The organism is Stutzerimonas sp. 21-1 (assembly GCF_056336065.1).
Genome location: NZ_CM150500.1, coordinates 3,662,780 through 3,680,871, shown reverse-complemented (window position 1 = coordinate 3,680,871; position 18,092 = coordinate 3,662,780). Strand labels below are relative to the sequence as shown.

At 65.3% G+C, this 18,092-nt stretch carries 20 protein-coding genes; 4 read left to right on the top strand and 16 right to left on the bottom strand.

All coding sequences use genetic code 11. The annotated features are described in order from the left end of the window. Window positions 1–57 precede the first annotated feature (57 nt). From tatA to ubiE, 6 genes are read right to left on the bottom strand one after another with little or no spacing between them, the layout of a single operon-like run. A complete protein-coding gene (gene tatA, locus AC0ZJQ_RS17640; protein ID WP_003286709.1) occupies window positions 58–288 on the bottom strand; it encodes a twin-arginine translocase TatA/TatE family subunit in 231 nt (76 codons plus the stop codon). A 21-nt stretch (window positions 289–309) separates the two neighbouring features. Beyond that, window positions 310–642: a phosphoribosyl-ATP diphosphatase gene (locus AC0ZJQ_RS17635; RefSeq protein WP_008569470.1), complete on the bottom strand. Its 333-nt coding sequence runs from the start codon at window positions 640–642 to the stop codon at window positions 310–312. Next, a complete protein-coding gene (gene hisI, locus AC0ZJQ_RS17630) occupies window positions 635–1,030 on the bottom strand; it encodes a phosphoribosyl-AMP cyclohydrolase (protein ID WP_008569471.1) in 396 nt (131 codons plus the stop codon). Before hisI ends, AC0ZJQ_RS17635 begins: the two co-directional genes overlap by 8 nt. A gap of 49 nt (window positions 1,031–1,079) precedes the next feature. After that, complete coding sequence (gene ubiB, locus AC0ZJQ_RS17625; protein WP_476477023.1) at window positions 1,080–2,690, bottom strand: ubiquinone biosynthesis regulatory protein kinase UbiB; 1,611 nt, start codon at window positions 2,688–2,690, stop codon at window positions 1,080–1,082. Continuing rightward, window positions 2,687–3,310: a ubiquinone biosynthesis accessory factor UbiJ gene (locus AC0ZJQ_RS17620; protein ID WP_476477022.1), complete on the bottom strand. Its 624-nt coding sequence runs from the start codon at window positions 3,308–3,310 to the stop codon at window positions 2,687–2,689. Before AC0ZJQ_RS17620 ends, ubiB begins: the two co-directional genes overlap by 4 nt. Then, the gene (gene ubiE, locus AC0ZJQ_RS17615; RefSeq protein ID WP_043295383.1) at window positions 3,310–4,080 is read right to left on the bottom strand and encodes a bifunctional demethylmenaquinone methyltransferase/2-methoxy-6-polyprenyl-1,4-benzoquinol methylase UbiE; all 771 of its coding nucleotides are present in this window, start codon (window positions 4,078–4,080) and stop codon (window positions 3,310–3,312) included. The genes AC0ZJQ_RS17620 and ubiE overlap by 1 nt, the downstream gene beginning before the upstream one ends. A gap of 195 nt (window positions 4,081–4,275) precedes the next feature. On the opposite strand from ubiE, the gene AC0ZJQ_RS17610 reads away from it, so the two are divergent. Further along, window positions 4,276–4,551 carry a polyhydroxyalkanoic acid system family protein gene (locus AC0ZJQ_RS17610; RefSeq protein ID WP_043295385.1) on the top strand — a complete coding sequence of 92 codons (276 nt, stop codon included), beginning with the start codon at window positions 4,276–4,278 and terminating at the stop codon, window positions 4,549–4,551. A 108-nt stretch (window positions 4,552–4,659) separates the two neighbouring features. Here the strand turns inward: AC0ZJQ_RS17610 and AC0ZJQ_RS17605 are convergent, their stop codons facing one another. The 4 genes from AC0ZJQ_RS17605 to AC0ZJQ_RS17590 all read right to left on the bottom strand — a co-directional run bounded on the left by AC0ZJQ_RS17605 (window position 4,660) and on the right by AC0ZJQ_RS17590 (window position 7,625). Next, on the bottom strand, window positions 4,660–5,034 hold the full coding sequence (locus tag AC0ZJQ_RS17605) for a gamma-butyrobetaine hydroxylase family protein (RefSeq protein ID WP_043295387.1): 375 nt from the start codon (window positions 5,032–5,034) through the stop codon (window positions 4,660–4,662). 85 nt (window positions 5,035–5,119) lie between these two features. Beyond that, window positions 5,120–6,463, bottom strand: coding sequence for an ATP-dependent protease ATPase subunit HslU (hslU, locus tag AC0ZJQ_RS17600; RefSeq protein ID WP_138300578.1), 1,344 nt, complete (start codon window positions 6,461–6,463; stop codon window positions 5,120–5,122). Window positions 6,464–6,485: 22 nt separating this feature from the next. Then, the gene (gene hslV, locus AC0ZJQ_RS17595; protein WP_008567084.1) at window positions 6,486–7,022 is read right to left on the bottom strand and encodes an ATP-dependent protease subunit HslV; all 537 of its coding nucleotides are present in this window, start codon (window positions 7,020–7,022) and stop codon (window positions 6,486–6,488) included. Between the two features lie 108 nt (window positions 7,023–7,130). Then, window positions 7,131–7,625: a tRNA (cytidine(34)-2'-O)-methyltransferase gene (locus AC0ZJQ_RS17590; protein ID WP_476477021.1), complete on the bottom strand. Its 495-nt coding sequence runs from the start codon at window positions 7,623–7,625 to the stop codon at window positions 7,131–7,133. Between AC0ZJQ_RS17590 and AC0ZJQ_RS17585 the strand changes: the two genes are divergently transcribed. After that, window positions 7,624–8,073 carry a hypothetical protein gene (locus tag AC0ZJQ_RS17585; RefSeq protein ID WP_167134254.1) on the top strand — a complete coding sequence of 150 codons (450 nt, stop codon included), beginning with the start codon at window positions 7,624–7,626 and terminating at the stop codon, window positions 8,071–8,073. The two genes, AC0ZJQ_RS17590 and AC0ZJQ_RS17585, sit on opposite strands and share 2 nt — an antisense overlap. Before the next feature lie 100 nt (window positions 8,074–8,173). Here the strand turns inward: AC0ZJQ_RS17585 and ntrC are convergent, their stop codons facing one another. The 5 genes from ntrC to glnA all read right to left on the bottom strand — a co-directional run bounded on the left by ntrC (window position 8,174) and on the right by glnA (window position 13,575). Beyond that, the gene (gene ntrC / locus AC0ZJQ_RS17580) at window positions 8,174–9,601 is read right to left on the bottom strand and encodes a nitrogen regulation protein NR(I) (protein WP_167134256.1); all 1,428 of its coding nucleotides are present in this window, start codon (window positions 9,599–9,601) and stop codon (window positions 8,174–8,176) included. Next, a complete protein-coding gene (glnL, locus tag AC0ZJQ_RS17575; protein ID WP_008567089.1) occupies window positions 9,598–10,680 on the bottom strand; it encodes a nitrogen regulation protein NR(II) in 1,083 nt (360 codons plus the stop codon). Before glnL ends, ntrC begins: the two co-directional genes overlap by 4 nt. Window positions 10,681–10,851: 171 nt before the next feature. Continuing rightward, window positions 10,852–11,475, bottom strand: a complete 624-nt coding sequence (locus AC0ZJQ_RS17570; protein ID WP_155550840.1) for a DUF4124 domain-containing protein — start codon at window positions 11,473–11,475, stop codon at window positions 10,852–10,854. Continuing rightward, window positions 11,472–12,008, bottom strand: a complete 537-nt coding sequence (locus tag AC0ZJQ_RS17565) for a DUF4124 domain-containing protein (RefSeq protein WP_008567091.1) — start codon at window positions 12,006–12,008, stop codon at window positions 11,472–11,474. The genes AC0ZJQ_RS17570 and AC0ZJQ_RS17565 overlap by 4 nt, the downstream gene beginning before the upstream one ends. Before the next feature lie 160 nt (window positions 12,009–12,168). Continuing rightward, window positions 12,169–13,575 (bottom strand): type I glutamate--ammonia ligase, encoded by a 1,407-nt coding sequence (glnA, locus tag AC0ZJQ_RS17560; RefSeq protein WP_008567092.1) that lies wholly within the window; start codon window positions 13,573–13,575, stop codon window positions 12,169–12,171. Between the two features lie 339 nt (window positions 13,576–13,914). Between glnA and thiI the strand changes: the two genes are divergently transcribed. Further along, a complete protein-coding gene (gene thiI, locus AC0ZJQ_RS17555) occupies window positions 13,915–15,369 on the top strand; it encodes a tRNA uracil 4-sulfurtransferase ThiI (protein WP_008567093.1) in 1,455 nt (484 codons plus the stop codon). A gap of 167 nt (window positions 15,370–15,536) precedes the next feature. Further along, entirely contained in the window at window positions 15,537–17,357 is a 1,821-nt protein-coding gene (gene typA, locus AC0ZJQ_RS17550; protein ID WP_165593803.1) for a translational GTPase TypA, read from the top strand. Between the two features lie 86 nt (window positions 17,358–17,443). Here the strand turns inward: typA and AC0ZJQ_RS17545 are convergent, their stop codons facing one another. Next, the gene (locus AC0ZJQ_RS17545; protein WP_008567095.1) at window positions 17,444–17,890 is read right to left on the bottom strand and encodes a DUF2147 domain-containing protein; all 447 of its coding nucleotides are present in this window, start codon (window positions 17,888–17,890) and stop codon (window positions 17,444–17,446) included. Window positions 17,891–18,092 lie beyond the last annotated feature (202 nt).

The following is an 18,092-nucleotide window of genomic DNA, read 5'->3' as shown; positions in this document are numbered from 1 at the left end:
GGGAAGGTGCGCGCCGACAGCCCGAGCGCTGCTCAGGCCTGTCGGGGCTGCGGACGACTAGTCTTTGCGGGTCGGCTCTTCGACCTTGCGCGCCTGGGCGTCGATGGTCTGCCCGGGCTTTTCCTCGACGCCTGGCTTGTCGTCGTCGGTGCCCATCGATTTGCGAAAGCCCTTGATCGCATCGCCGAGGTCGGAGCCCAGGCCCTTGAGGCGCTTGGTGCCGAACAGCATGATGACGATGAGCAGGATGATCAGGAGTTGCCAGATGCTAATGCCGCCAAGACCCATGATTTGATACTCCGGAGTGGATCAGGTTTGCGGACGCGCGGCTTTTTCCGCGTGTCCGGAGAGACCGAAGCGCCGGTCCAGTTCGTCCAGCACCGCCTGGGGATGCTGGCCGAGGGCGGCGAGCATGACCAGGCTGTGGAACCACAGGTCGGCGGTTTCGTAGATGAGGTCGCTGCAGTCGCCGCTGGTGGCGGCGTCCTTGGCGGCGAGGATGGTTTCCACCGATTCCTCGCCGACCTTTTCGAGAATCTTGTTCAGGCCCTTGTGGTACAGGCTGGCTACATAGGAACTGTCCGGTGCGGCACCCTTGCGGGCTTCCAGCACTTCGGCCAGGCGGGTGAGGGTGTCACTCATGCTTGTGCTCCGCATAGATGGCGTGCGGGTCTTTCAGGACCGGCTCGACGACCTTCCAGGCGTCGTTCTCGAATACCCGGTAGAAGCAGCTTTCGCGGCCGGTATGGCAGGCGATGCCACCGATCTGCTCGACCAGCAGGATGATCACATCGGCATCGCAGTCCAGGCGCAGCTCGTGCAGCTTCTGCACATGGCCGGACTCCTCGCCCTTGCGCCAGAGCTTGCCGCGCGAGCGTGACCAGTAGATGGCACGCTGCTCGCGGGCGGTCAGCGTCAGCGCCTCGCGATTCATCCAGGCCATCATCAGCACGCGGCCGGTCTTATGGTCCTGGGCGATCGCCGGGACCAGCCCGTCGCTATTCCAGTTGATCTCGTCCAGCCAGTTCATCGATATCTCCGCTGAGTGCGCCAAGTGTGCCAGCCCCCATCGAGCCTGGCTATCGGCGCACGACGATGTACGTGCCGGCGACCAGCATCACCCAGGCCGGCCAGGTTTGCGGCCCGACGAGGTGCTCGGCGCCGGCGGCGAGCGTGGCGCCACTACCCAGCAGCAGCGCGCCGATCAGCCGCAGCGGCCAGCCGCGGTTGCGCTCGCGCCAGGGCGGCGGCGGATTGTCGGCGTGCGGATGGGCCATGCGTTCGAGCAGCTCGCGCGTCATGTGTGCCAGGTGCGGAACCTGCTCGATCTGCGCATGCACGTTCTTCAGCAGCTGGCGCGGGCTCATGCGCTCGCGCATCCAGCGTTCCAGATAGGGCTGGCCGGTGGTCCAGAGGTCGAGCTGCGGATACAGCTCGCGGCCCAGGCCCTCGATGTTCAGCAGGGTTTTCTGCAGCAGCACCAGCTGCGGCTGTACTTCCATGTTAAAGCGCCGGGCAACCTGGAACAGGCGCACCAGCAGCTGACCGAAGGAGATGTCCTTGAGCGGCTTCTCGAAGATCGGCTCGCACACCGTGCGGATCGCAGCCTCGAATTCGTTGACCTTGGTTTCCGCCGGCACCCAGCCCGAGTCAATGTGCAGCTGCGCCACCTTGCGGTAGTCGCGCTTGAAGAAGGCCATCAGGTTGCGCGCGAGATAGTCCTGGTCCTCGGGCGTCAGGCTGCCGACGATGCCGAAGTCCACCGCGATGTACTGCGGGCTCCACGGCTGGTGGGTGCTGACGAAGATGTTGCCAGGATGCATGTCGGCGTGGAAGAAACTGTCGCGGAACACCTGGGTGAAGAAGATTTCCACGCCGCGCTCGGCGAGCTGGCGCATGTCGGTGTTCTGCCGCGCGAGCGCCGCCATGTCGGTCACCGGCACGCCGTAGATGCGCTCCATCACCAGCACCTGCGGGCGGCAATAGTCCCAATGCACCTGCGGCACGTAGAGCAGCGGCGAGCCCTCGAAGTTGCGCCGCAGCTGACTGGCGTTGGCCGCCTCGCGCAGCAGGTCGAGTTCGTCGTAGATGGTCTTGGCGTAATCCTCGACCACCTCGACCAGATGCAGCCGGCGGGCGTCGATCGAGGCGCGCTCGGCGGTCTTGGCCAGGAGGAACAGCCAGGCCAGGTCCTGACCGATCACCGGACGCAGGTTCGGGCGCACCACCTTGACGATGACCTCCTCGCCGCTGTGCAGCCGCGCGGCATGCACCTGGGCCACCGAGGCGGAGGCCAGCGGAGTGCTGTCGAAGCGGGCGAACAGTTCGCCGACCGGCGCGCCGAGCTGCTGCTCGATCAGCTCGGTGGCATGTGCGGAATCGAACGGCGGCACGCGGTCCTGCAGCATGGCCAGCTCGTCGGCGATATCGGCCGGCAGCAGGTCGCGACGGGTGGACAGCAGCTGGCCGAACTTGATGAAGATCGGCCCCAGCCCTTCCAGCGCCAGGCGCAGGCGCGCGCCGCGCGAAAGCGTGCTCTGGCGGCGCGGAATCCAGCGCCAGGGCAGCAGGTAGCTGGTGGTACGCAGCCACCAGGGCATCGGCAGGTCGAGCAGAATGTCATCCAGGCGGTAGCGGATCACCACCAGCAGGATGCGGAACAGGCGGGCAGTGGCAGCGAACAGCTTCATTCGGCTTGATCTGGTTTCAGGTGGAGAGCGAGGCGTTCGACGCGTGCCTCGAGTCGGTCGAGGGCCAGTTTAAGTGCATCCAGCTCGGCGAAGCGCGCTTCGGCTTCGGCCTGGCCGACCAGTGTGCGACTTTCCTCGTTGAGGTAGTCGGCCAGGTCCAGGCGCAGCGAGTCGGCGCTGTCGCGCGCCCAGCGCAACGGCGCGCGCATGCTGGAGCCGAGCAGCTGGCTGGCGACCGGGCCGAGCCAGCGCGAGAGTTCGTATTCCCAATCCAGCTCGAGGTCCTGCAGCACCTCGGCGAGATTCATCAGCACGCCGCTGTCGCCGTCGATCTCGACGTCCGGGCCGTGCAGCACGGCCGTCTTGTTGCGACTGACGGCGAGCCGGAGCAGGCTGCTCGCCGGAGCGCGCAGGCGGCAATCGGCGTCGCTGGCCCAACTCGAGGCGAGGCGCAGACCCTCTTCATCGGCGAGGACGAACAGACGCCAGGCGGGCGCCGTGCACTCGATCTCGATGATGCGGCCGCTGAGCCGGGCCAGCCGCGGCAGTGCAGCCGGATCCAGGCGCAGGATGCCGTTGAGGCCGCGCTCGGCGCTGGCCAGCAGGGCTGTGCGCAGCATCAGGGCTTGATGCCCCGGTGCAGTGCGACGATACCGCCGGTCATGTTGTGGTAGGTCACGCGCTCGAAGCCGGCGGTCTGCATCATGCCCTTGAGGGTTTCCTGGTCGGGATGCATGCGGATCGACTCGGCGAGGTAGCGGTAGCTCTCGGCGTCATTGGTGATCAGCTTGCCCATCATCGGCAGCAGGCTGAACGAATAGGCGTCGTAAGCCTTGGAGAACAGCTGGTTGGTCGGCTTGGAGAATTCCAGCACCAGCAGGCGGCCGCCCGGCTTGAGCACGCGCAGCATGGAGGCGATGGCGTCTTCCTTGTGGGTGACGTTGCGCAGGCCGAAGGCAATGGTGACCACGTCGAAGTGGTTATCCGGGAAGGGCAGCTTCTCGGCGTCGGCCTGCACGAACTTGACGTTGCCGGCCACGCCCTTGTCCAGCAGCTTGTCGCGGCCGACCTTGAGCATCGAGGCGTTGATGTCGGCCAGCACCACTTCCCCGGTGGGGCCGACGATGCGCGAGAACTGGCGGGTCAGATCACCGGTGCCGCCGGCGATGTCGAGGATGCGATTGCCCGGGCGGGCGCCGGACAGCTCGATGGTGAAGCGCTTCCACAGCCGGTGAATACCACCGGACATGAGGTCGTTCATCAGGTCGTACTTAGCGGCTACGGAATGGAATACCTCGGCCACCTTCTGTGCCTTCTGGCTTTCCGGCACGCTCTTGTAGCCGAAATGGGTGGTCGGTTCCGCGTCATGCGCTTTGCGTGGATCGGTCATGTCACTGTCACCGGAAGAATGTGCCGCGCATTCTAAACCCAAAAGACTGTACCTCGCTTCAGGTGCGAAGCCGCGCCGACGCGCTAATACAGGAAAACTTGATTACGGTCGGGTCCGGTGCGAGTGCCGCCGTCCGTCGGTGCAGTGGCTGCTGTATAGTGCCGGCCGTTCATCGGCCTGCAGTCAGGAGTCGGCATGTCCAGAATCATCGTCGAGCGTTCCCACAGTCTCGGTCGCGAAGCCGCTCGCGCCAAGGCCGAGCAGCTGGCCAGTCGGCTGGCCAGCGAGTACGGCGTCAGTTACCGCTGGCAGGGCGACGTGCTGGCGGTGCGGCGCAGTGGCGCCGATGGGCAGATCGAGGTCGGCGAGGACCGGGTGAAGGTGCAGCTCAACCTGGGCTTGCTGCTGTCGGCGATGGGTGCAAGCATCCAGGGGCAGATCGAGCGGGCGCTGGACAAGGCGCTGGCCTGAGTCGGTGAAGCTTCCGGGCGTTGGGTAGATGCAGCTTTCCATCTCCGCCCCGCGAGGCTGAAGCAGCCACCCGATGGCATCTGATCCAGCGGGCAGTCGCAGCGGCTGTTACAGCATCAGCTTGACCACCGATTCGTCTGGGTCGCGCGACTTGCCGGCCTTCTCCAGCGCCTGCAGGTAGTCGTTCCACAGCGCTTGTTGGTCGAGCGCCAAGCGCTCCAGGTAATCCCAGGTGAACAGCCCGCTGTCGTGGCCGTCGCTGAAGGTCAGCTTCAGTGCGTACTGGCCGGCCGGTTCCAGCTTGTCCAGACCGACATTGAGCTTGCCGGTCTGCAGCACCGGATTACCATGGCCCTGCACCTCGGCAGAAGGCGAATGCACGCGCAGGAATTCCGCGCTCAACACGTAGCGCTCGTCGGCGCCGTACTCCAGTTCGAGGGTCTTCGAGGCCTTGTGCAGCTTGATGGCGGTGGGGATACGCATGGGTCAGCTCCAAGCGACAAGCCGCGAGCGACCAGCCAAGGCAGTACCTGTCTGCGGCTCGTCGCGGGGCGGCTCGTGGCTGCAGTTAAAGGATGTAGCGCGACAGATCTTCGTCCTGCGCCAGTTCGCCGAGGTGCTGGTTGACGTAGGCGGCATCGATGCGGATCGCCTCGCCGTCCTGCTTGGCCGCGAGGTCGCCTGCGCTGAAGGAGACTTCCTCCAGCAGGCGTTCGAGCAGTGTGTGCAGGCGGCGCGCGCCGATGTTCTCGGTCTTCTCGTTGACCTGCCAGGCGATCTCGGCGATGCGCTTGATGCCGTCGTCGAGAAATTCCACGTGCAGGCCCTCGGTCTTCAGCAGCTCGCGATACTGCTCGGTGAGCGAGGCGTGCGGCTCGGTGAGGATGCGCTCGAAGTCTTCCGGCGACAGCGCCTTGAGCTCGACGCGGATCGGCAGGCGGCCCTGCAGTTCGGGCACCAGGTCGCTGGGCTTGGACAGGTGGAAGGCGCCCGAGGCGATGAACAGGATGTGGTCGGTCTTGACCATGCCGAGCTTGGTGTTGACCGTGCTGCCTTCGATCAGCGGCAGCAGGTCGCGCTGCACACCCTCGCGGGAAACGTCGGCGCCGCCGGTGTTGCCGCGCTTTGCGACCTTGTCGATCTCGTCGATGAAGACGATGCCGTTCTGCTCCACCGCTTCCAGGGCACGGGCCTTGAGGTCTTCTTCGTTGACCAGGCGCGCGGCTTCCTCGTCACGGATCAGCTTGAAGGCTTCCTTGATCTTCAGCTTGCGGCTCTTCTTCTTGCCCTTGCCCATGTTGGCGAAGAGGTTCTGCAGCTGGCTGGTCATCTCCTCCATGCCGGGCGGGGCCATGATTTCCACGCCGGCCGGGCTTTCGGCGACCTCGATGTCGATTTCCTTGTCATCCAGCTGGCCTTCGCGCAGGCGCTTGCGGAACAGCTGGCGGGTGTTGGAATCGCCGCTCTGCACCGGCTCTTCGGAAAAGCCTACCGGTCGCGCTGGCGGCAGCAGCGCGTCGAGGATGCGTTCCTCGGCAGCGTCTTCGGCGCGGTGGCGCATCTTGTGCACTTCCTGCTCGCGCAGCATTTTCAGCGCGGCGTCGGCCAGGTCGCGGATGATCGATTCGACGTCGCGGCCCACGTAGCCGACCTCGGTGAACTTGGTCGCTTCCACTTTCAGGAATGGCGCATTGGCCAGCTTGGCCAGGCGACGGGCGATCTCGGTCTTGCCGACGCCGGTCGGGCCGATCATCAGGATGTTCTTCGGCGTGACTTCCTGGCGCAGCTCGGCCGGCAGCTGCATGCGCCGCCAGCGGTTGCGCAGCGCGATGGCCACGGCGCGCTTGGCGTCGTCCTGGCCGATGATGTGGCGGTTGAGTTCGTGGACGATCTCGCGGGGCGTCATGGACATGCGATTACTCCAGCGGGACGGCTCAGATGGCCGAGTCCAGCTCTTCGAGGGTCAGATTCTGGTTGGTGAACACGCAGATGCTGCCGGCGATGTTCAGCGCGGTCTCGGCGATCTCGCGGGCGCTCATGTCGTCGCCGGCCTTCTGCAGCAGGGCCATGGCGGCGGCCTGGGCGAAGCCGCCGCCGGAACCCATGGCGATCAGCCCGTGTTCGGGTTCGACCACGTCGCCGTTGCCGGTGATGATCAGCGAGGCATCCTTGTTGGCCACCGCGAGCATGGCTTCCAGACGGCTCAGCGAGCGGTCGGTGCGCCAGTCCTTGGCCAGCTCAACGGCGGCGCGCACCAGATGGCCCTGGTGTTTCTCCAGCTGACCTTCGAAGCGTTCGAAGAGGGTGAAGGCGTCAGCGGTGGCGCCGGCGAAACCGGCCAGCACCTGGCCGTGATAGAGGCGGCGGACCTTCTTGGCGTTGCCTTTCATCACGGTATTGCCGAGGGAAACCTGGCCGTCGCCGCCCATGACGACTTTGCCGTTGCGGCGCACTGAAACGATGGTGGTCAAGGGAAATCTCCACGCTGCGGGGCGATGAATGCCCGAATGCAGGGTGATATGGGGCACCGCCGCAGGCTTTTCAACGCCGTTCGACCATCGGTTAGCGCAGCGCCCGCCTCAGTCCATAACGAAACCGAGCTGGCGCCAGGCCTCGTAGACGGCGATGGCGACCGTGTTGGAGAGGTTCAGGCTGCGGCTGTCCGGGCGCATCGGCAGGCGCAGGCGGCGCTCGGCGGGGAAGGCGTCGCGCAGCGTGTCGGGCAGGCCACGGCTCTCCGGGCCGAAGAGGAAGGCGTCGCCACGGCGGAATGCGACCTGATGAAACGGCTGCGAGCCCTTGGTGGTGAAGGCGAACAGCCGCGGGGCGTCTTCAGTGCCGCTCTGCCCGGGCGGCGCGATGCCCAGTTCGGCGAGGCAGGCGTCGAGGCTGGCATGCCGACGCAGCGGCGCGTATTCGTGGTAATCCAGGCCGGCGCGGCGCAGGCGCTTGTCGTCCAGTTCATAGCCCAGCGGCTCGATCAGGTGCAGGCTGCACCCGGCATTGGCGCAGAGCCTGATAATGTTGCCGGTGTTCGGTGGAATCTCCGGCTGGAAAAGGATCACGTGAAACATGCGCAGCACCAGATTGGACGACGGCGGCGATTCTACTGCGCCGGACCCGCGGCCGCGCCTGCGTCGGCGTTTTTTCGCCTCGCTGGTGCTGATCGGCCTGCTGGTGGGAATGATGATCGGTCGGCTGACGACGCCCGAGCCGGCGCGGCTGCTCGCCGTCGAGAGCGTGGGCGAAGGCCTGCTGCTGCGTTTCAGCGCACCGGCACAGTACCGCGCACAAGCGGTCGAGGGTGCATATGCGCTGCTCTTGCAGGCGCGTGGCGGCGAGCGTGACGGGCAGTTGCAAGTGGACGGGCAGCGCGTGCGCTGGCGCATCCAGGCCGTCGGGCAGGACCTGCTGCTGAATCTGGTCGCGCTCAGGCCGCTGCAAGTGCAGCCGAGCGAGCGACAAGAGGAGGCTGACTGGCTGCTGGAGTTGCGGCTGGCGCCGGCGGACGAGCATCCATGAGAGTGACTTGAGTTACGCCTGCGCATCGAGCCGGCGGATGATCCGTCGAGCGGAGTCGCGCTGGATTTAAAAAGCGACATCCACCCTGCGATTCCCCAGCTTATTCCTCCTCCTCTTCATCCCGGCCATCGCCCATGCCCAGCTCCTTGATCTTGCGAGTCAGGGTGTTGCGTCCCCAGCCCAGCAGCAGCGCGGCGTCGCGGCGGCGGCCGGCGGTGTGCTTGAGCGCGGTCTCGATCATGATCCGCTCGAACGCCGGTACGGTGGTCTCCAGCAGGTTCGACTGGCCGAGCGTCAGCGCCTGGTCGGCCCAGCTGCGCAGCGCCTGTTCCCAGTTGTGCGCCGGTTGGGCATCGGCCGGCAGGCTGAGCAGCTCCGGCGGCAGATCGCCGATGTGCACCTCGCGCCCGGACGCCATCACGGTGATCCAGCGGCAGGTGTTCTCCAACTGGCGTACGTTGCCAGGCCACGGCAGCTGCTGCAGGAAGGTCGCGGTTTCGCTCTTGAGCAGCTTGGTCTCGACGGCCAGCTCCTCGGCGGCGGCGGCGAGAAAATGCTGCGCCAGCGCAGGAATGTCCTCGCGGCGGTCGGCCAGTCGCGGGATGTGGATGCGGATGACGTTGAGGCGATGGAACAGGTCTTCGCGGAACTTGCCGGCCTGTACCAGCGCTTCGAGGTCCTGGTGGGTGGCGGCGATGATGCGCACATCCACGCGCACGGGCGTGTGCCCGCCGACGCGGTAGAACTCGCCGTCGGCCAGCACGCGCAGCAGGCGCGTCTGGGTGTCGGCGGGCATGTCGCCGATCTCGTCGAGGAACAGCGTGCCGCCGTCGGCCTGCTCGAAGCGTCCGCGCCGCTGATTGGCGGCGCCAGTGAACGCGCCCTTCTCATGGCCGAACAGCTCGGACTCCATCAGGTCCTTGGGGATCGCCGCCATGTTCAGCGCGATGAACGGCGAGGCCGCACGCGGGCTGTGACGGTGCAGCGCGTGGGCGACCAGTTCCTTGCCGGTGCCGGACTCGCCGTTGATCAGCACGGTGATGTTGGAGTGCGAGAGACGGCCGATGGCGCGGAACACCTCCTGCATCGCCGGCGCCTCGCCGATGATCTCCGGCGTGTGGGCCTGGCTGGCCGGCGCCTGCAGGCCCTGTTGCTCCTGGGCATGCTGGTTGGCGCGCTTGACCAGCGAGACCGCATCGTCAACGTCAAACGGCTTGGGCAGGTACTCGAACGCGCCGCCCTGATAGGAGGCCACCGCGCTGTCGAGGTCCGAGTGCGCGGTCATGATGATCACCGGCAAGCGCGGGTGCCGCTCGCGGATCTGCGCCAGCAGATCGAGGCCGCTGGTGCCGGGCATGCGGATGTCGGAAATGATCACGTCCGGTTGCTGCTGCGTCAGGCGGCCGAGCACGCTGTCGGCGGTTTCGAAGCTCTGCGTGGCGATACCTTCCTGCTGCAGCGCTTTCTCCAGGACCCAGCGGATGGAGCGGTCGTCGTCGACGATCCAGACGGTTTCGCTTCGGTTCATGGGCAGGGGGCTCCTTGTTCGAGCGGCAGGAAGATCGAGAAGGCGGTATGCCCGGGATGGCTCTCGCACTCGATCAGGCCCTGGTGCTGACTGATGATGTTCTGGGTGATTGCCAGGCCCAGCCCGGTGCCGTCCGGGCGGCCGCTGACCATCGGGTAGAACAGGGTGTTCTGCAGTTCGGCCGGGATGCCGGGGCCGTTGTCGATGATCTCGATGCGTGCCACCAGCCGGTGGCGGATGTGGCCGATGGTGAACTGGCGCACCGTGCGGCTGCGCAGGGTCAGGCGGCCCAGGCCCAGTTCTGTCTGTCCGGCCAGCGCCTGCATGGCATTGCGCATGATGTTGAGCACGGCCTGGATCATCTGCTCGCGGTCCATGAGGATCTCGGGGATGCTCGGGTCGTAGTCGCGAACCAGCACCAGGCTGCCCTGGCATTCGGCCTCGATCAGGCTGGCGACGTGTTCCAGCACCTCGTGGATGTTGGTCATCTCCAGCCGCGGCAGGCGGTTCGAGCCGAGCATACGGTCGACCAGGTTACGCAGACGGTCGGCTTCCTCGATGATCACCTCGGTGTAGTCCTGCAGGTGTTCGTCGGGCAGTTCGCGGGCCAGCAGTTGCGCGGCGCCGCGGATGCCGCCGAGCGGATTCTTGATTTCGTGGGCCAGGCCGCGCACCAGCATCCGCGTGGTTTCCTGCTTGGACAGCTGCGCCTCCTCCTTGGTGATGCGCAGCAGCCGGTCGCGCGGCAGCACTTCGAGCAGCAGCATGGTTTCGCCGCTGCCGGGAATCGGCGTCACCGCGTAGTCGACGGTCAGCGTCTGGCCGGTGGCCGAGGTCAGCGTGGCCTCGCGCTTGGTGAACGGGTGTGCCTCGGCGACCGCCTGGCGCAGGGCGGCCAGCGCTTCGGGCGACTCGGTGAACAGCTCGCTGATGAACTGGCCGTGGCTGCGCTGGCCGCTGACGGCGAGCAGCATCTCCGCCGCCGGGTTCATGTACTCCAGGCGCAACCGCGCGTCGAGCAGCAGCGTCGCGGTGGTCAGGTTCTCGATCAGCAGGCGTTGCAGGGCTTCGGTCAGCATGGCGGGTCTGCATCCTTTGGGTAGGCCGTCAAATGCAAGAAGCAAACCAGACGCGCCAAAACGGCGCGCATCGGCGTGCTGGCGGCATCTGGCGCCCGGCCTGCGTGAACCAAAAGGGTGAGCGGGGGTGTTATTCGCCACTCATGTGCACCAAAAGGGTGCACATGATGATCATAGGAAAGGAATGAAGGGAATGTCGCGTTTTTCCGCCGGCTTGTCCTTGAGCGGGCATTCGGGGCGTACGCCGTAGTCGTTCTTGCGGCACGGATTGACCATGCGCCGCTGGGCCAGCGAGGTGCGAATCAGGTGAAAGGTGCGCGCCGGGCTGCGCGCCAGCTCGCGGCCTTCGGCGTCGATCACGCGCAGCTGCAGTCGATGAGTGCCGCGGTCGACGTTGTGCAGCTCGAAGTGGGTATCGGGGCCGGCGGCGCTGAGCGCCTCGCCGTCGAGCAGCAGCTGGTAGCCGTGGCCGGCCTGCGGCGCCGGGTTGCCGCTGGCACTGACCAGCAGATCGCCGGCGTTGCTGCGGATGGTCTCGTCCTCGGCTGGGCTGACAATCTGCAACTGGTAGCGGATGGCCGCCGTTGCGGCCGGCACAGGCGCAGCGGGCGCCGCGGGCGGCAGGGCCGGCATGTCGTTGGTGGGCTTGAGTTCGATCTGCTCGGCGGCCTGACCGCCTGGGCGGTCAGTGAACACCCGATTGCCGTCCGCGTCGATGTAGCTGTAGATCCCCGCGTTCGCCGGCGCCGCCAGCGCCAGCAGCAGCGCGGTCAGCCAGTGGCCGCTGCGGATCATGGCGCTGCCCGGTGGCGCAGGGCGGGGCTGGAGGTGTGCACGCGTTGCACGGTGAATACTGCCGGCTCGCTGCGCTGGATCACCCGGCCATTGCTGAGCACCTCGACCTGCAGGCGATGTTCGCCGCGCTCGATGTTGTTCAGTTGCAGCGAGGTGGCCTGGCTGGCGGCGGCCTGGGGAATGCCGTCGAGGACGAAGCGCAGCTGGTGGCCGCGTCGTAGCGGCGGGTCCAGCTCGGCACTCACTACGAACGTGCCATTGTTGGCGCGCAGCGCGGCTTCGTCCGGGATGCCGCTGAGCGCGAGCGAGCGGTACGGTTGTCCGGCTTCGGCGTCCGTCGGCAGGGGCGCCGGTACGGATGGGGTCTGGATGTCGACGGTGTTGGGCGGCGGCAGCTCGACACGCTCGGCAGCGACGCCTTCCGGTGGCTGGTTGGTGTAGACAGTGTTGCCCTGGGCGTCGGTGTAGGTATAGATCTCGGCGATCGCCGGGGCGCTGAGGATCAGCAGCAGGCCGAACAGTGCGTGGCGCATGGGAAGCTCCGCGTGAAGGACAGCGAGAGCCTTGCACCGCGGGCGACGCCAGGCAAGCCCGGGCATGCGGATTTGCGAGCCGGCACAAGCTGCGCGCGGTGACGGCAGCGCAAACGACAGAGGCCGCCCGAAGGCGGCCTCTGCGTACAGGCGGTGCTGCTTAGACGCTGTAGTACAGGTCGTATTCCAGCGGGTGCACGAAGGTGCGCACCTTGATCTCCTCGGCGGCCTTCAGCTCGATGAAGGCATCGAGGAAGTCCTTGGTGAACACGCCGCCCTTGAGCAGGAAGTCGTGGTCGGCTTCCAGCGCCTCCAGTGCCTCCTTCAGGCTGCCGCACACCTGCGGGATCAGCTTGGACTCTTCCGGCGGCAGGTCGTACAGGTTCTTGTCCGCGGCATCGCCTGGGTGAACCTTGTTCTGGATACCGTCCAGACCGGCCATCAGCAGCGCGGCGAAGGCCAGGTACGGGTTGGCAGCCGGGTCCGGGAAGCGTGCCTCGATGCGGCGGCCGCGGGCGCTGGCCACGTACGGGATGCGGATCGACGCGGAGCGGTTGCGTGCCGAGTAGGCCAGCATGACCGGCGCTTCGAAGCCCGGAACCAGACGCTTGTACGAGTTGGTCGACGGGTTGGTCAGGGCGTTCAGCGCCTTGCCGTGCTTGATGATGCCGCCGATGAAGTACAGCGCGGTGTCGGACAGGCCGGCATAGCCCTCGCCAGCGAAGGTGTTCTTGCCGTCTTTGGCGATCGACATGTGCACGTGCATGCCCGAACCGTTGTCGCCGTACAGCGGCTTCGGCATGAAGGTAGCGGTCTTGCCATAGGCTTCGGCGACGTTGTGCACGACGTACTTGAGGGTCTGCACTTCATCGGCCTTGGCGACCAGCGTGTTGAACTTCACGCCGATTTCGTTCTGGCCGGCGGCCACTTCGTGGTGGTGCACTTCGACGACCTGGCCCATTTCTTCCAGGGCGTTGCACATGGCGGTACGGATTTCGTGATCCGGATCGGCCGGCGGAGTCGGCAGGTAGCCGCCCTTGACGCTGATGCGGTGGCCGTTGTTGCCCTGGCCGCCATTCATGTCGGTGTCGCTGTTCCAGGACGCCTGCTCGCAGAAGATCTTGAACATCGAGCCGGACATGTCGGACTTGAACTTCACCGCGTCGAAGATGAAGAACTCCGGCTCCGGGCCGACGAACACGGTGTCGCCGATGCCGGTGGACTTCAGGTATTCCTCAGCGCGGCGGGCGATGGCGCGCGGATCGCGCTCGTAGCCCTGCATGGTGGACGGCTCGATCACGTCGCAGACCAGGATCAGGGTCGGCTCTTCGGTGAACGGGTCCAGCACGGCGCTGCTGTCGTCCGGCAGCAGGATCATGTCGGAGGCCTCGATGCCCTTCCAGCCATCGATGGAGGAGCCGTCGAACATCTTGCCGACTTCGAAGAAGTCGTCATCGGCGTCGCGAGCCGGCATGGTGATGTGATGCTGGCGACCCTTCGGGTCGGTGAAGCGCAGATCAATCCACTTCACATCGTAATCTTTGATCAGTTGAAGCGACTTCGACATGGTGTTCTCCAAATGGTGGAAGCGGCCTGTTCGCTTCCGAATCGAGGGCGGAGCCGGCGGCGATGTTCCGCCAAGGCGACCTGCCTCACAAGTGAGCAAATTGCATGCCAGTGCTCCGAAATGGACCTGCAGCAGCCAAATGGCGCGGCGGCGCAGTTCGGCTTCGGCGACCGCAGACAATTCTCCGGGCGGGCGCGCCTGGATGGTGCGCGCACAATAGGCATTGCACCATTTTGGTGCAATAACGTATCGCGCAGAAAACCGACTAAATGTTGAGCAGTTTCCGCTATACTCCGCGCCCCTCTTTTTCCGCCATGTCGGCGCACGCGCTGTTTCCCCATGAAGCTGATCGTCAAGGTTTTCCCCGAAATCACCATCAAGAGCCCGCCGGTGCGCAAGGGCTTCATTCGCCAGCTGGCGAAGAACATCCGCACCGTGCTGCGCGAGCTTGACCCCGAGCTGCGGGTCGAGGGGGTGTGGGACAACATCGAGGTGGAAACCGCGCTGACCGAGCCGAAGCTGCTGCGCGAGATGATCGAGCGCCTGCGCTGCACGCCGGGCATCGCCCATTGCCTGGAAGTGCACGAATACCCGCTGGGTGATCTCGACGACATCGTCGAGAAATGCAAGGCGCATTACGCCGAGCGCCTGCCGGGCAAGATCTTTGCGGTGCGTTGCAAGCGCGCCGGCAAGCACCCGTTCAGCTCCATGGACGTCGAGCGCCATGTCGGCAGCCAGCTGCGCCAGCAGTGCGGCGCCGCCGGTATCTCGCTGAAGGCGCCGGAAGTCGAAGTGCGCATGGAAATCCGCGATCAGCGCCTGTTCGTCGTACACGAGCAGCACGACGGCATCGGCGGCTACCCGCTGGGCGCGCTGGAGCAGACCCTGGTGCTGATGTCCGGCGGTTTCGATTCCACTGTCGCCGCCTACCAGATGATGCGCCGCGGGCTGATGACGCATTTCTGCTTCTTCAACCTCGGCGGCCGCGCCCATGAGCTGGGCGTGATGGAAGTCGCGCACTATCTATGGAAGAAGTACGGCAGCTCGCACCGCGTGCTGTTCATCAGCGTGCCGTTCGAGGAAGTGGTCGGCGAGATTCTCGAGAAGGTCGACAACAGCCAGATGGGCGTGGTGTTGAAGCGCATGATGCTGCGCGCCTCGACGCAGATCGCCGAGCGCCTGCACATCGACGCGCTGGTCACCGGCGAGGCGATCTCCCAGGTGTCCAGCCAGACCCTGCCGAACCTCTCGGTGATCGACTCGGCCACCGACATGCTGGTGCTGCGTCCGCTGGTCGCCAGCCACAAGCAGGACATCATCGACACCGCCTTCGAGATCGGCACCGCCGAGTTCGCCAAGAACATGCCCGAGTACTGCGGCGTGATCTCCAAGAACCCGACCACTAAGGCCAAGCGCTACCGCGTCGAGCACGAAGAGAAGCAGTTCGACATGGCTATCCTCGAGCGCGCCCTGGCCAGCGCGCGCCAGGTGCCGATCGACCGGGTGATCGACGAGCTGGGCGAGGACATCAAGGTCGAGGAAGTCCGCGAGGCGATGGCCGGGCAGGTCATCCTCGACATTCGTCACCCGGATGCCGCCGAGGACGAACCGCTCGAACTGGCGGGCATCGAAGTACAGACGCTGCCGTTCTATGCGCTGAATAATCGTTTCAAGGAACTGGATGAAAACCGCCAGTACCTGCTGTATTGCGACAAAGGTGTCATGAGCCGCCTGCATGCTCACCATCTGCTGAGCGAGGGGCATGTGAATGTTCGCGTCTATCGTCCGGCCTGACGCCTCGGTGAAGCAGCCGGGACTGCTGGGCGGCAGTATCCGCCACCGCCCTCCCGACCTGCACTGATCGCAATGCAGTGCCGTTACAACCTCGGACAGCCAGCCTTCGTCCGGACTACTTCAAGCTTCCAGCCTCAGCTCGAAGCTCTCTACAGAGAAACGAATCAGTGATCGAGAATCTCCGCAACATCGCCATCATCGCCCACGTCGACCACGGCAAAACCACCCTCGTCGACAAGCTGCTGCGCCTGTCCGGCACCCTGGACCGCAAGGAAGCCGAAAACGAGCGCGTGATGGACTCCAACGACCAGGAAAAGGAACGCGGCATCACCATCCTGGCCAAGAACACCGCGCTGAAGTGGAATGGCTACAACATCAACATCGTCGACACCCCCGGCCACGCCGACTTCGGCGGTGAAGTCGAGCGCGTGATGAGCATGGTCGACTCCGTGCTGCTGGTGGTCGATGCCCAAGACGGCCCCATGCCGCAGACCCGCTTCGTGACCCAGAAGGCGTTCAAGGCCGGCCTGCGTCCGATCGTCGTGGTCAACAAGATCGACCGTCCGGGCGCGCGTCCGGACTGGGTTGTCGACCAGATCTTCGACCTGTTCGACAACCTCGGCGCCACCGACGAGCAGCTCGACTTCCCGATCGTCTACGCCAGCGCCCTGAACGGCATCGCCGGTCTGGACCACGAGAATCTGGAAGACAACATGGACCCGCTGTTCCAGGCCATCATCGACCACGTTCCGGCACCCAAGGTCGACCTCGACGGTCCGTTCCAGATGCAGATCTCGCAGCTGGACTACAACAGCTTCCTCGGCGTGATCGGCATCGGCCGCATCGCCCGCGGCACCATCAAGGCCAACAGCCCGGTGACCGCCATCGGCGCCGACGGCAAGCGTCGCAACGGCCGCATCCTGAAGATCATGGGTCACTCCGGTCTGCAGCGCGTCGAAGTCGCCGAAGCCGAAGCCGGCGACATCGTCTGCGTATCCGGCATGGACGAGCTGTACATCTCCGACACCCTGTGCGACCAGAACGCCGTCGAGGCGCTGCCGCCGCTAACCGTCGACCAGCCGACCGTGTCCATGACCTTCCAGGTCAACGACTCGCCGTTCGCTGGCAAGGAAGGCAAGTTCGTCACCAGCCGCAATATCAAGGATCGTCTGGAGAAGGAGCTGCTGCACAACGTCGCCCTGCGCGTCGAGCCGGGCGACAGCCCGGAGAAGTTCAAGGTCTCCGGTCGTGGCGAGCTGCACCTGTCGGTGCTGATCGAAACCATGCGCCGTGAAGGCTTCGAGCTGGCCGTCGGCCGCCCGGAAGTGGTGATCATCGAGAACGAGGCCGGCGAGAAGCAGGAACCGTACGAGAACGTCACCATCGACATTGAGGAGCAGCACCAGGGGCCGGTAATGGAGCAGATGGGCCTGCGCAAGGGCGATCTGACCAACATGATCCCCGACGGCAAGGGCCGCGTGCGCCTGGAATACACCATCCCGGCGCGCGGCCTGATCGGCTTCCGCAACAACTTCCTGACCCTGACCTCGGGCACCGGCATCCTGACCTCGACCTTCAGCCACTACGGCCCGATCAAGGCCGGCGAAGTGACCAACCGTCAGAACGGCGTGCTGGTCTCGATGGCCACCGGTACCGCGCTGACCTACTCGCTGGAAACCCTGCAGGCGCGCGGCAAGCTGTTCCTGGCGCCGGGCGACGAGATTTACGAAGGCCAGCTGTGCGGCATCAACAGCCGTGACAACGACCTGGTGCTCAACCCCACCAAGGGCAAGAAGCTCGACAACATGCGCGCTTCCGGCAAGGACGAAGTCATCGCCCTGGTGCCGCCGATCAAGTTCACCCTCGAGCAGGCGCTGGAATTCATCGCCGACGACGAGCTGGTGGAAGTGACGCCGAAGTCGATCCGCCTGCGCAAGAAGTACCTCAACGAGAACGACCGCAAGCGCTTCGAGCGCAGCAAGGTCTGATCGTCAGGTAGCTGACCACAGCAAAAAGGCGCCCAAGGGCGCCTTTTTGCTGTCTGTGGAATGGCTCGTTGGCCGTGAACCGGCTTTTACCGGCGAACCCACGTCTGGCTGCGCCCCAGCGCCTCGATGCCGATGTAGCCGCGCACTTCCAGCTTGTCGCCGCCATCCAGCAGTTTGGCCTTGGAGCGGTAGGTCTTGCCATTGGCCGGGTCGAGGATGTTGCCGTTGCTCCAGACCTGTTCACCGTCCGGTTTCAGGTCCCAGAGGATGGTCATGCCGATGATGGGCTGGTCCTTGCGCTCGCCTTCGCACTCGTCGCACAGCGGGTTCGGCCCATGTTCCGAATGCAGGATCTCCACCACCTTGCCGGTCAGCGAGCCGTCGGCGGCCTGCTGAATCTCGACGATGGACTTGGGCTTACCAGTTTCGTCGTCGATGGTCTGCCAGCGGCCGGCTGGCGACTCGGCAGCGAAGGCCAGTGGTGAGAGCGAGATGGGCAGGGCCAGCAACAGGGCATTGAACAGTGGGCGCATGATTTCTCCAGTGATCGGGAAGGCGTCGCCGACTCTACCAGCGACGATTCCGCCCGGTGGCGGCTGACCGGCTGACCGGTTGGTTCTCGTCACATTTGCCCTTCGAGTCGTCCTGTTTCGGGGTCTGTTGCGGTCGCGGTCGGAAGATGATGCGACAGCAGGATAGCGGCATGCGTGATGCTGAGAGGATGATTGGAGTGCA